Source organism: Stenotrophomonas sp. AS1 (assembly GCF_048957655.1).
Taxonomy (GTDB): domain Bacteria; phylum Pseudomonadota; class Gammaproteobacteria; order Xanthomonadales; family Xanthomonadaceae; genus Stenotrophomonas; species Stenotrophomonas bentonitica_A.
Window position 1 is genome coordinate 527,492 of record NZ_JARVXM010000007.1, and the last position, 13,260, is coordinate 540,751.

Annotated in this window: 7 protein-coding genes and 1 pseudogene; 7 read left to right on the forward strand and 1 reads right to left on the reverse strand. The window is 69.3% G+C overall.

From position 1 onward, the window contains the following. Positions 1 to 10: 10 nt before the first annotated feature. From glgA to glgX, 7 genes and pseudogenes are all read left to right on the forward strand, one after another. Complete coding sequence (glgA, locus tag PV764_RS14270) at positions 11 to 1,570, forward strand: glycogen synthase GlgA (RefSeq protein WP_019184621.1); 1,560 nt, start codon at positions 11 to 13, stop codon at positions 1,568 to 1,570. Further along, positions 1,567 to 3,807, forward strand: a complete 2,241-nt coding sequence (glgB, locus tag PV764_RS14275; RefSeq protein ID WP_421116915.1) for a 1,4-alpha-glucan branching protein GlgB — start codon at positions 1,567 to 1,569, stop codon at positions 3,805 to 3,807. Before glgA ends, glgB begins: the two co-directional genes overlap by 4 nt. Then, entirely contained in the window at positions 3,804 to 5,540 is a 1,737-nt protein-coding gene (gene treZ / locus PV764_RS14280; protein ID WP_421116916.1) for a malto-oligosyltrehalose trehalohydrolase, read from the forward strand. Before glgB ends, treZ begins: the two co-directional genes overlap by 4 nt. Next, a complete protein-coding gene (locus PV764_RS14285; protein WP_421116917.1) occupies positions 5,537 to 7,429 on the forward strand; it encodes a 4-alpha-glucanotransferase in 1,893 nt (630 codons plus the stop codon). Before treZ ends, PV764_RS14285 begins: the two co-directional genes overlap by 4 nt. A 1-nt stretch (position 7,430) precedes the next feature. Beyond that, positions 7,431 to 9,977 (forward strand): malto-oligosyltrehalose synthase, encoded by a 2,547-nt coding sequence (gene treY / locus PV764_RS14290; RefSeq protein WP_421116918.1) that lies wholly within the window; start codon positions 7,431 to 7,433, stop codon positions 9,975 to 9,977. A gap of 10 nt (positions 9,978 to 9,987) precedes the next feature. Continuing rightward, positions 9,988 to 10,152, forward strand: coding sequence for a DUF2934 domain-containing protein (locus PV764_RS14295; protein WP_019184616.1), 165 nt, complete (start codon positions 9,988 to 9,990; stop codon positions 10,150 to 10,152). Continuing rightward, positions 10,149 to 12,203: pseudogene (gene glgX, locus PV764_RS14300) on the forward strand (glycogen debranching protein GlgX); the annotation flags it as partial. The gene PV764_RS14295 and the pseudogene glgX, both read left to right, overlap by 4 nt. Before the next feature lie 127 nt (positions 12,204 to 12,330). Here the strand turns inward: glgX and PV764_RS14305 are convergent. Next, positions 12,331 to 13,239 (reverse strand): LysR family transcriptional regulator, encoded by a 909-nt coding sequence (locus tag PV764_RS14305; protein ID WP_341987422.1) that lies wholly within the window; start codon positions 13,237 to 13,239, stop codon positions 12,331 to 12,333. Positions 13,240 to 13,260 lie beyond the last annotated feature (21 nt).

The following is a 13,260-nucleotide window of genomic DNA, read 5'->3' on the forward strand; positions in this document are numbered from 1 at the left end:
TCTTCCCCCAATGTCCGCTCGCAATCGCACCCGTGAGGTCTCCGCCGCCAAGGCCGAGGCCCTGGTCAAAACCGATGCCCTGCGTGCGCGCCGGCGCCGCATCACGCAGGCCGTCGTTCCTGGCGACCACATCGAACGTGCCAGTGGCCGCGACCATCGCGTCCTGTTTGTCGTCTCGGAGATGGCCGACTACATCAAGGCCGGCGGCCTGGGTGATGTCGCCGCCTCGCTGCCGCGTGCGCTGCGCGACCGCGCGGACATGCGCGTATTGATTCCCGGCTATCGCGAGGTGCTCGAGCGCACCGGGCCGATCCAGGTGATCGGGCAGACCCCGGCGCACGCGGCGTTGCCAGCCTGCGTGATCGCACACACCGTGCTGGACGACGGACTGCCGGTCTACGTGCTGATCTGCCCGGAGCTGTATGAACGCGACGGCTCGCCGTACGTCGACGCGGCCGGGGAGCCGTGGGCCGACAACGCGGTGCGCTTTGCCACGCTGTCGCGCGCGGCGGCGGTGATCGCCGCAGGTGAGGCCGGCATGGACTGGACGCCGGGCCTGCTGCACCTCAATGACTGGCCGTGCGCGCTGGCCGCAGCCTACGTGCGCTGGTCGGGCAGCAAGGCCTCGTGCCTGCTCACCATCCACAATCTGGCCTACCAGGGCCTGTTCCCGGCCAGCCTGGCCGCGGACCTGGGCATCGCCGAGGCGCAGCGCGAAGCGCTGGATTTCCACGGGCAGCTGTCCTTCCTGCGCGGCGGCATCGTGCATGCCGACCAGGTCAATACGGTCAGCATCAGCTATGCCGCGCAGATCACCGCGCCGGCGGAAGGCTGTGGCCTGGACCGGCTGCTCTCGCGCCGTGCAGCGCTGGGGCACCTGAGCGGCATCGTCAACGGCATCGACAGCAGCTGGGACCCGCGCACCGACCATCACCTGCCGGTGCACTTCAGCGTGCAGTCCTGCGAAGGGCGCGACCACAACGCGCGCCATGTCCGGCGTGCGTTCGGCCTGCCCGAAAGCCGGGGCCCGCTGTTCGCGGTGGTGTCGCGGCTGGTCCACCAGAAGGGCCTGGACCTCACCTGCGACGTCGCCCCGCAGATCGTGGCCGCCGGTGGCCAGCTGGTCATCATCGGCGGTGGCGAGCCACAGATCGAAGCGCAGGTGCGTGAACTCGCGCGCCGCTATCCGGGTAGCGTCTCGGCCTACATCGGTTTCGATGAAACGCTTGCGCGCCGCATGTTCGCCGGCGCCGACTTCCTGCTGATGCCATCGCGGTTCGAGCCGTGCGGCCTGAGCCAGATGTACGCCCAACGCTTCGGCTGCCTGCCGATCGCGCACGCCACCGGCGGCCTGATCGATACCGTGGACGATGGCGTCACCGGCTTCCTGTTCAACGGCGCCGAAGCCGATGCGCTGCGCCGCTGCGTGCAGCGTGCGTTCCGTACCTTCCGTCAGTCCGGGCTGATGGCGGCGATGCGCCGCGCGGCGATGCTGCGCCCGAGCGGCTGGGATATCGCCGGCACGCATTACCTGGATCTTTATCAACGCACCACGGAAGCACGCGCATGAGCACGCAATGGGAACTGGATGCCGGGATCGAGCCCGGCGGTGAGAGCGTGTCCGCAGCGCCATTGGCCGAGGCGGCGTTGTCGCCGGCGCGGGCGTCGATTGCCGCCGGCGCGCCTGGCGATGCCTTCGCGCTGCTGGGCCCCCACCGTGATGCCGCCGGCGCCTGGCGCCTGCACGTGCTGTTCCCGGCCGCACTCGCGGTCCTGCGCCGCGACGCCGCCGGCCACTGGCGGCCGATGGCCGCCATGGGCGAGGGCATCTTCGAGGCGCCCATCGAGGGGCCCGTGGTGAGCCTGCTGCGGGTCGATTGGGGTGGCGTGCAACAGGAGATCGAAGACGTTTACGCCTTCGGTCCCGTGCTGGACGAGGACGCACTGGCCGGCATCGCCGCCGGCGACCCGAACAGCATCCGCGTGGCGCTGGGTGCGCACCAGGCACAGCAGCAGGGTATCGATGGCGTGCGTTTCGCCGTCTGGGCCCCGAACGCGCGCCGTGTTTCGGTGGTGGGCGACTTCAATGGCTGGGACGGGCGGCGTCACCCGATGCGGCTGCGCCATGGGGCTGGCGTGTGGGAGATCTTCCTGCCGCGCGTGGAGGCTGGCGCGCGCTACAAGTTCGAGATCACCGCGGCCGATGGGACCCGGCTGACCCACAAGGCCGACCCGATGGCCCGCCAGTCCGAGCTGCTGCCGGGCACGGCCTCGGTAGTGGCCGATGGGGCGCAGCGTGCATGGCAGGACCACGCCTGGATGCAGGCGCGCGCATCGATGGATGACCGCGCGATCTCCATCTATGAAGTGCACGCCGGTTCCTGGCGGCGCGGTGACAACGGCAACGTGCTCGACTGGGACCAGCTCGGCGACCAGCTCATTCCCTACGTGACGGGCCTGGGCTTCACCCATATCGAACTGCTGCCGGTCAGCGAGCATCCGTTCGGCGGGTCGTGGGGCTATCAGCCGCTCGGCCTGTATGCCCCCACCGCGCGGCACGGCGGGCCGGACCGTTTCGCACGCTTCGTCGATCGCTGCCACCAGGCTGGACTCGGCGTGATCGTGGACTGGGTCGGCGCGCATTTCCCGTCCGATGCGCATGGCATGCAACGTTTCGACGGCACCGCGCTGTATGAGCACGATGACCCGCGCCAGGGCCTGCACCCGGACTGGGACACGCTGATCTACAACTTCGGCCGCAGCGAAGTGACCGGTTTCCTGATCGGCAGCGCACTGGAGTGGATCGAGCGGTTCCATATCGATGGCCTGCGCGTGGATGCCGTCGCCTCGATGCTGTATCGGGACTACAGCCGCGAGGATGGGCAGTGGATCCCCAACGCGCACGGTGGCCGCGAGAACCTGGAGGCGATCGCCTTCCTGCGCGACCTCAACGATGCCATCGCCCGGCAGGCACGCGGCGTGCTGGTGATCGCCGAGGAATCCACTGCGTGGCCGGGGGTGACCGCCCCCAGCGGCGAGGGCGGCTTGGGCTTCACCCACAAGTGGAACATGGGGTGGATGCACGACACGCTGAGCTACCTGGGCCGCGACCCGATCCATCGCTCGCACCATCACAGCCAGATGACCTTCAGCGCGATGTACGCCTTCTCCGAGCAGTTCGTCCTGCCGCTCTCCCACGATGAAGTGGTGCACGGAAAGGGATCGCTGCTGGGCAAGATGCCCGGCGACCGCTGGCAGCAGCTGGCCAACCTCAGAGCCTACCTCGGCTTCATGTGGGCCCACCCGGGCAGCAAACTGCTGTTCATGGGCGGCGAATTCGCGCAATGCACGGAATGGAACCACGATGCCCAGCTGGACTGGGCACAGGCGTCCGAGCCGGCACACGCGGGCGTGGCGCGGATGGTCGGCGACCTCAACCGGCTGCTGCGCGAGCTGCCGGCGCTGCAGCACGGCAACCGGACCGAGCAGGGATTCGAGTGGAGCGTGGGCGACGATCACGTCAACAGCGTGCTCGCCTTCATCCGCCACGATCCGCGTGGGAGCGCCGGCCCGCTGCTGGCGGTCAGCAATTTCACCCCGATGGCGCGCCACGGCTATCGCGTAGGGGTGCCGCACGCCGGGCGCTGGCAGGAAGTGTTCAACAGCGACAGCCGTTTCTACGGTGGCAGTGACATCGGCAACCATGGGCAGGTCGATACCCTGCCGATCGCGATGCACGGGCACGCGCAGTCACTGGCCTTGACCCTGCCGCCGCTGTCCACCGTGTTCCTGCAGGTGGAGGGGTGACGGCGGGAGAGCGATTTGGCGCCTGGCGGCAGCCTGGAGGTGACCATGTCTTCCGTCTCTGGGCACCGGCCGCGCAGTCCGTGGAGCTGCTGCTCGACGGCGAGGCGCTGCCGATGCAGGCAGCCGACGACGGCAGCTACTGGATCCGGCTGGTGTGTGCAGCGGGGGCGCGCTACCGCTATCGCATCGACGGGACGCTCAGCGTTCCCGATCCGGCCTCGCGCTGGCAACCCGAAGGGCTCAACGGCCCCAGTGCCGTGCTGGACGAAGATGGCCATGCATGGCAACACGCCGATTGGGCGGGCAGGCCGTGGGAGGAGGCCGTCCTCTATGAAGTGCACGTGGGTGCTGTAGGCGGCTACGCCGCGCTGCAGGCGCAACTCCCGGCACTGGCAGCGATGGGTATCACCGCCCTTGAACTGATGCCGCTGGCCACCTTTCCGGGAACGCGCAACTGGGGCTACGACGGCGCATTGCCTTACGCGCCGGCCGCCGCCTATGGCAGCCCGGACGAGCTCAAGGCGCTGATCGACCACGCGCATGCGCTGGGTCTGATGGTGCTGCTGGACGTGGTCTACAACCACTTCGGCCCGGAGGGCAATCATCTGCCGCAGTATGCGCCCGCGTTTTTCCGTGACGACGTCTCCACCCCGTGGGGCGCGGCGATCGACTTCCGGGAACCGCACGTGCAGCGCTTTTTCATCGACAACGCGCTGATGTGGCTGCGCGAGTACCGGTTCGATGGCCTGCGCCTGGACGCCGTGCACGCGATCCAGCCGCCGTCGTTCCTCGCCCAGCTGCGCGAGGCGATCCAGAAGCACGGGCCGTCGCACCAGGTGCACCTGATCCTGGAGAACGAGCACAACACGGCCTCGCTGCTGGCCGAGGGTTACACCGCGCAGTGGAATGACGACTTCCACAACGCGCTGCACGTGTTGCTGACCGGCGAAACCGAGGGCTACTACGCTGATTTCGCGGCCAACCCGACCGCACAGCTGGCGCGGGTGCTGGCCGAGGGATTTGCCTGGCAGGGGGAAGTCAACCGCCTGGGGCAGCGGCGGGGCGAACCCAGTGCGGGGCTGTCGCCGGCGCACTTTGTGATCTTCGCGCAGAACCATGACCAGATCGGCAATCGCGCCTTCGGCGACCGCCTGCAGACCCTGGTGTCGCCCGAGCGGCTGCAGGTGGCGCTGGCGCTGACCGCCCTGACACCGATGATTCCCTTGTTCTTCATGGGTGAGCCGTGGGGCGCGCGCGAGCCTTTCCTGTTCTTCACCGATTTCGATGCGCCGCTTGACCAGGCGGTACGCGATGGCCGCCGTGCCGAGTTCAGCCACTTCAGTGCCTTTGCCGATCCGCAGGCGCAGGCCTCGATCCCGGACCCGAATACACTGGCGACCTTCCAGGCATCGCAGGCGCCGCTGCCGTCAGCCGAAGCACGTCAGCAGAACCCGTGGCTGGCGGCCTTCCGCAGCGTGCTGACCCTGCGCTGGCAATATCTGGTGCCGCAATTGCGGCACGCCCGCAGCCTCGGCGCGAGCGTGCTCGGCAACGGCGCGGTACGCGCAGGCTGGCAGCTGGGCGATGCCCAATGGTGGCTGGCCTTCAACCTTGGCCAGACCGCCGTGCTCGCCGATCTGCCTTATGGCGAAACCGTGCTGCAGCTGGGCGAGGTCGGGCACGGCCAGCTGCTGGCACCGGCCGCGCTGCTGGTGCGGCGCGTGGCGGCATGAACGCCACGCCCGCGCTGGCCAGCCTGGCCGAGGCGGCCGGGCTGCTGATCCGCTGGGAGGACGTGCACGGCACGCCGCGCATCGTCGAACAGGACACACTGCAGAGCGTGCTGAACGCATTGGGCTGGCGCGCGGGAACACCGGCGCAGTGCCAGCAGAGCCTTCAGCATTGCCTGCACGAGCGCGCCGTCCCGTCGCTGCGCACCGTGCAGCTCGGTGAGCCCTTGCTGCTGGACGTGGAAGGCGCGGGCGAGTGGTGCGATGAACGCGGTCACACCATGCCGGCGACGCGGGCGCGAGCCGGTGTCTGGGTAGTGCCGGAGCAGCCCGGCTACTGGCGCCTGCGCGTCGGGCAGGATGAGCATGCCGTGGCAGTCGCGCCGACGCGCTGCTTCAGCGTGGCCGATGCCACCGGTCTCGCCGAGCCGCGCAGCTGGGGCGCGGTGCTCCAGGTATATGCCGCGCGCCGTGCCGGAGATGACGGCATCGGCGACAGCAGTGCTGCGCAGCAGTGGTGTGAGCGCATTGCCGCCGCCGGTGGCGATGCGGTGGCGCTGAGCCCGCTGCACGCCGCGGGCCGGATCGATGCGTCCTTCAGTCCCTATTCGCCGAGTGACCGTCGCTTTCTCGAGCCGGTGTATGCCGGCACGCTGGAGGAGTGGGACATGGCCGAGGACGATGCGCCGGACCCGACGCCGGCGGATGGCCTGATCGACTGGGCCGGCGCGGCGGCACGCAAGTGGCATCGCCTGCAGCAGTCGTACCAGCGGTTCACCCAGGCACCAGAGGCACTGCAGCGTGATCTGCGTGGCTTCGAGCAGGAGGGCGGCGCCGCACTGGCCGCGTTCGCACGATGCAACGCCGCCGCGATGGGCCAGCGCGATCCAGCGTTGCAGGTGCATGCGCAATGGCGCGCTGCGCGCAGCTGGCAGCAGGCGCAAGGCCGCGCGCAGGAGGCCGGCATGGCGCTGGGCTTGATCGCCGACCTGGCGGTCGGCTTCACCGCCGATGGCGCCGAGGCGGCCGCGGCTGCCGACACCGCCCTGCGTGGGCTGGTACTGGGTGCACCGCCGGACGCCTTCGCCCCTGACGGACAGGTCTGGGGCATCAGCAGCTACTCGCCGGATGGATTGCGCCGCAGCGGCTTTGCGCCGTTCATCACCCTGCTGCGCGCCGTGATGCGTGACCGGGGCGGGGTGCGTATCGACCACATTCTCGGCCTGCAGCGGCTATGGGTGGTGCCGCACGGCGCGGGTTCGGGGCAGGGGGTGTACCTGCGCTATCCGCTGGCCGATCTGCTCAATCTGCTGGCGCTGGAATCCTGGCGCAACCGCTGCATTGTCATCGGCGAAGATCTCGGGGTAGTGCCGCCCGGGATTCGTGACACGTTGGCCGCGCGCGGCGTGCTCGGCATGGATGTGCTCGCCTTCACCCGCGCGCCGGACGGCGACTTCCTGCCGCCGGCGCAGTGGCGGCGCGACGCCGTCGCACTGACCGGCACCCACGATCTGCCGACGCTGGAAGGCTGGCAACACGGCGTTGACCTGCGCTGGCGGGCGCGCTTGAGCGCAGCGCCGGCCGCCGATACCGCGCAGGCCATGGCCGCGCGGCGCGAGGACGTGGCGCGGCTGGCCCGCGCGGTCGGCACCGATGGCGCTGCGCCGGATGCCCTCCGGCTGGCCGCGCTGCGGCAGGTCGCCGCCAGCCCGGCGCCGTTGGCGCTGTTGCCGGTGGAAGACGCGCTGGGCCTGCGTGGCCAGGTCAATCTCCCGGGCACGGTCGCCGTCCACCCGAACTGGCGCCAGCGCCTGCCATCCCCGTTGCCGTTGCGGACGCTGGACCGTTCGCTGCAGCAGTTCGCCGCGGCCCGCCGCCGCCAGGAGCATTGAGATGGTTCCGTTCCGCGCCACCGCCCGCCTGCAGCTGCACGCCGGCTTCGATTTCGACGCGGCCCGCGCGCAGGTGGATTACTACGCTTCATTGGGCATCAGTCACCTGTACCTGTCGCCGATCGCCAGCGCGGTGCCCGGTTCCACGCATGGCTACGACGTCATCGATCCCACCACGGTCAATCCGGAGCTGGGCGGGGAGGCCGGATTGCAGCGTCTTTCCGATGCCGTGCGCGCACGCGGGATGGGCCTGATCCTGGATATCGTGCCGAACCACATGGCGGCGCACCCGCTCAATCCGTACTGGGCCGATCTGCTGGCCCACGGCAAGGCCAGCGCGCATGCCGGCTGGTTCGACATCGCCTGGCGCGCACCGGGGCGTGACGGCAAGCTGTGGCTGCCGGTGCTGGATCGACCGCTGTCCAGCGCGATCGCCGAAGGCGTGCTCACCGTGCAGCGCGCCGCCGACGGATCGGCGGGCGTCGCGCACCACGGCACCGTGTATCCGCTGGCGCCCTCTACCTGGGCCGCAGGCGGGTCGGAGCTGACGGCACCGGCCCTGGCCGGCGTTCTGGCGGCGCAGCCGTACCGGCTGGCGTGGTGGCGCAGTGGCGATGACCGGATCAACTACCGTCGCTTCTTCACCATTGCCTCGCTGGTCGCGCTGCAGATGCATCGCTGCGATGTCTTCGAGACCGTGCACGCACTTCCGCTGCGCCTGGTGGCGGAGGGACGGGTGGATGGCCTGCGCGTGGACCACGTGGATGGACTCCGCGATCCGGCCGGTTACCTGCACCGGCTGCGCGCAGCGCTGGATGCTGCCGGCGCCCGCCGTGGGCTGTCGCCTGGCGCGCTGGGCCTGTGGGTGGAGAAGATCCTGGCGCCGGATGAAGCATTACGGGCGGACTGGCCGTGCGATGGCACCACCGGCTACGACTTCATGGACCAGGTCGGTGCATTGCTGCACAGCGGTGCCGGTGACAACCCGCTGACACGGCACTGGCAGCAGGTCACCGGTGACCCACGAAGCTTCCGCGATGTGGAACTGGAGGCCCGGCGCGACGTGCTGGAGCACGGCCTGCGTGCCGAGTTCGATGCCTTCGTCGCGCGCCTCGTCCGCCTTTCGCGCCTCACCGGCGGTGTCGCCGCCGACTTCGGCAGGCCCCTGCTGGCGCGCGCGGCGTTATCGCTGTTGAGTCACTTCCCGGTGTACCGCAGCTATCTCACCCACGCGGCCCCGGGCGCTGAGGATCGGCGGCTGTGGCAGCAGGCCATCGAGGCGGCCATCGCCGGCAGCGCGCCGGACCAGGTGGCTGCGATCGAGCAGATCGCCGCGTGGGTGCTGGCGCCGCCATCGCAGGAGGATGACCCGGTGCTGCATCGCCGCTGCCTGGCGCTGCGACAGCGGGCCCAGCTGCTCAGCGCGCCGCTCAACGCCAAGGCAGTGGAGGACAGCAGCTTCTATCGGCATGCGCCGCTGTTGTCCCGGAACGAGGTCGGCAGCCATCCAACGGTACTGAGTGTGTCGGCACCGCGTTTTCATGGGTTCATGCGCGCCCGCCACGACCAGCACCCGCGCAGCCTGCTTGCCACGGCCACGCATGACCATAAACGCGGCGAAGACGCCCGGATGCGATTGGCGGTGGTGTCAGCGTGGCCCGAATGGTGGCTGCGCCAGGTGCGTCGCTTCGAACGGCTCGCAGCGCCCCTTGGTGCCGGTGCACTGCATGCGGCGGACCGCGAGATGCTGTGGCAGACATTGGCCTCGGTCTGGCCGGCCGAGGGCGGATCAGGTGCTGATCTCGCTGCGCGCGTGGTGCAGTGGCAGGCCAAGGCGCTGCGCGAGGGTGGCCAGCGCAGCAGTTGGGGCCATCCGGATGAGGCTTACGAGTCGTGCGCGGCGGCCGTGGTGGAGGCATTGATCGACAGCGATGCCGGGCAGGCGTTCCGCGCGGCCGTGCAGGACGTCGTGGCGCGCATCGCGCCGGCCGGGGCGCGTTTCAGCCTGAGCCAGACCGCGCTGCGGCTGAGCGTGCCGGGCGTGCCGGATCTGTACCAGGGCACCGAAGGCTGGGATCTGTCATTGGTGGACCCGGACAACCGGCGGCCGGTGGACTATGCGCTGCGTGGCCACTGGCGCCGGGATGCGCGTGCGTGGCCGGTACTGCTGCAGGGGTGGCGCGATGGCGTGGCCAAGGCGCGCCTGGTGCAGACCTTGCTGCAGGCCCGGAGCAGCGCCCCGGAGCTGTTCGCGCTGGGCGGCTATGTGCCATTGCCGACCACGCTGCCCGAACGCGTGCTGGCCTTCGCGCGCGAACACGGCGCGCAGCGGCTGATCGTGGTCGCCGCGATCGCCACCACCGTGCGTCCCGCGCAGGAAGTCACTGCGGCGTTGCCTGCCCGGTTCTGGGGCACGGGCCGCGTGACGATTCCGCAGGGGCGCTATCGCAATCTGCTCACCGGCACGTCGGTAGAAATCACCGACCCCGATATTTCCCTGCGGGCGCTGTCCGATGGCAGCCCCGTGACCCTGCTGATCAACGAGTGAAGCAAGCGCAATGGACGAAAACGAACGACGTGAACGCATCGGGGCCCTGGCCCGCCAGATCTGGGAAGCCGAAGGCCGTCCGGACGGGCAGGACCAACGGCATTGGTTGATGGCCGAACGGCTGTTCGATGCCGAGCTGCAGGCCGCAGGCCACACCGTCGAGACGCGCCGATGAGTGCCCGCCAGTTTGCCCAGTCCTCGCGCCTGCGGGGCGGACGCCCCTTCCCGTTGGGGGCCACCTGGGATGGCCTGGGCGTCAACTTCGCGCTGTACAGCCGGCATGCGACCAAGGTCGAGCTGTGCCTGTTCAACGAGCGTGGCCGTGAGGTCGAGCGCATCGTGCTGCCCGAGTACACCGATGAAATCTGGCACGGCTATCTGCCGGACGCACGGCCCGGCCAGCGCTACGGCTACCGGGTGCATGGTCCCTACGCACCGGAAGCCGGCCACCGGTTCAACCCCAACAAACTGCTGCTGGATCCGTATGCCAAGCAGATCGTCGGCCAGCTCAAGTGGGCGCCGGCGCTGTTCGGCTACACGATCGGGCACAAGGACAAGGACCTGAGCTTCGACAAACGCGACAGCGCGCCGTACATGCCGCGTTGCGCCGTGGTCGATCCGGCCTTCACCTGGGGCCGCGACACCGCACCGGCCACGCCGTGGGATGACACCGTCATCTACGAAGCCCACCTGCGCGGCCTGTCGATGCTGCACCCACAGGTGCCCGAGCAGGCACGTGGCTCCTTCTCCGCGCTGAAGCAGGACGCGCTGCTGGATCACCTCCGCCAGCTCGGCGTGACCGCGCTGGAACTGCTGCCGATCCATGCCCACGTGGACGACCAGCATCTGCTCGAGCGCGGCCTGCGCAACTACTGGGGCTACAACACGCTGGCCTTCTTCGCGCCCGAACCGCGCTTCATGTCCACCTCCACCATCGCCGAGTTCAAGCAGATGGTGGCCTGCGTGCATGACGCCGGGCTGGAAGTGATCCTGGATGTGGTCTACAACCACACCGCCGAAGGCAACGAGCTCGGCCCGACGCTGTCGTTCAAGGGCATCGACAATGCCAGCTACTACCGGCTTGCCGATGACCCGCGCTACTACATCAACGATACCGGCACCGGCAACACCTTCGACCTGACCAACGCCGGTGCGCTGCGGATGGTGATGGACTCGCTGCGCTACTGGGTGCAGGACATGCACGTGGATGGCTTCCGCTTCGACCTGGCCACCATCCTGGGCCGCGAACGCGCCGGCTTCGATCCATCGGGCAGCTTCATGGATGCCGTGCGCCAGGACCCGGTGCTGAGCCAGGTCAAGCTGATCGCCGAGCCGTGGGACATCGGGCCGGGTGGCTACCAGCTGGGGCAGTTCGCACCGGGCTGGGCCGAATGGAACGACCGTTTCCGTGACAACGTGCGGGCACTGTGGCGCGGCGATGGCGGCCAGCTGGCCGAGTTCGCCACCCGCCTGATGGGCTCGGCCGATCTGTTCAACCACAAGGGACGGCGGCCGGCCGCGTCGGTGAATTTCGTCACCGCCCACGATGGCTTCACCCTCAATGACCTGGTCAGCTACAACGACAAGCACAACGAGGCCAACGGCGAAGACGGGCGCGACGGCAGCGACAACAACATCTCCTTCAACCATGGCGCCGAAGGCCCCACCGACGACGAGGGCATCAACACGGTCCGGGCGCGGCAGATGCGCAACATGCTGGCCAGCCTGCTGCTCGCCCAGGGCACGCCGATGCTGCTGGCCGGCGACGAGTTCGCGCGCAGCCAGGGCGGCAACAACAACGCCTACTGCCAGGACAACCCGCTCACGTGGATCGACTGGCAGCAGGCCGCCAGCCCGGCAGGCCGCCAGCAGTCGCTGTTCGTACGCCGGCTGCTGTCGTTGCGCCGCCGCTACCCGCAGCTGCGCCGTGGCCGCTTCCTGGACGCCCGCGACGAGCAGGGCGAAGGCTATGACGTGCGCTGGCTGCGCCCGGATGGCCAGCCCATGGAAGATGGCGACTGGCACGATGGCGAGGCCCGCAGCCTGGCGCTGCACCTGGGGGCCGCCCGTCAGGAAGACACGCCGCGCGGCCCCGAGCATGCGCACCTGCTGTTGATGTTCAATGCCTCGCACGCGCCGCAGGCGTTCGTGCCGCCCTTGATCGACGATGAACACTGGCGCGTGTTGATCAGCACCATCGACGGTGCGCCGCTGCAGGCGGATGCGGAAGGCCACTGGTCACTGCCGGACCGCGCGATCGTGGTGCTCAGCAGTCGCCGCAACCGCCATTCCGACACGGAGGGGTGAGCTGACGCTGCCCTCCCGGCACGATGCCGTGCCGGGAGGTCCCAGGTCAGCGCTCCTGGCCCAGCTCGCGCCGGACCACGCCGGCCACCCAGTCCATGAACGCTGCCACCCGTCGCGGTAGATGACGGCGTTGCGCGTAGAGCAGGGTCACCGGCATCGGCTCTGCTTTCACGTCCGCCAGGATTTCCACCAGGGTGCCCGAGGCCAGTGCCTGGCGCACGCCGAGCAGCGGGACCTGGATGATCCCCAGCCCGGCCAGGGCTGCCGCGGTATAGCCCTCGCCACTGTTGACCGTCACCGCACCGCCCATGGGCAGGCTCTGATAGGTCTGCCCGTCGTAATACTCGAATCCGGGCGAACGCTGACCGAGCGTGCTCACGTAATGCACCAGCGCGTGGCCGGCCAGGTCGGCCAGCGTGGTCGGCGTGCCCCGGGCGGCGAGATAGGCCGGGCTGGCGCAGTTGATGATCGGCAGCTGGCCCAGCGGGCGGGCCACCAGGGTGTTGTCGTCCAGTGGACCGACCCGGAGCACGCAGTCGAACCCTTCGCGGATCAGATCGACCCGTCGGTCGGTACCGCTCACTTCCATTTCCACGCCAGGGTGCTGGGCCAGGAAGGCAGGCAGCTGCGGTATCACCAGTTGCCGGGCCAGCCCGCTGGACATATCCACCCGCAGGCGCCCCTTCAGCTGCGCCGTATCGACCCGGAACATGCCCTGCAGGTCGTCCATGTCATGCAGCAGATCGTGTGCCCGCGCCTGGAACTGGGCGCCGTCGGCGGTCAGCTGCACCCGGCGGGTGGTCCGATGCAGCAGTTGCACACCCACATCCGCTTCCAGCCGCTGCACGGCCAGCGACACACTGGCCTTGGGGAGACCGAGGCTGTCGGCGGCGCCGGTGAAGGAGCCGAGTTCGGCCACCCGGAGGAAGCAGCGCAGGTGATCGAGGCGATCCATGGATTGTTCGTGATTATTGGA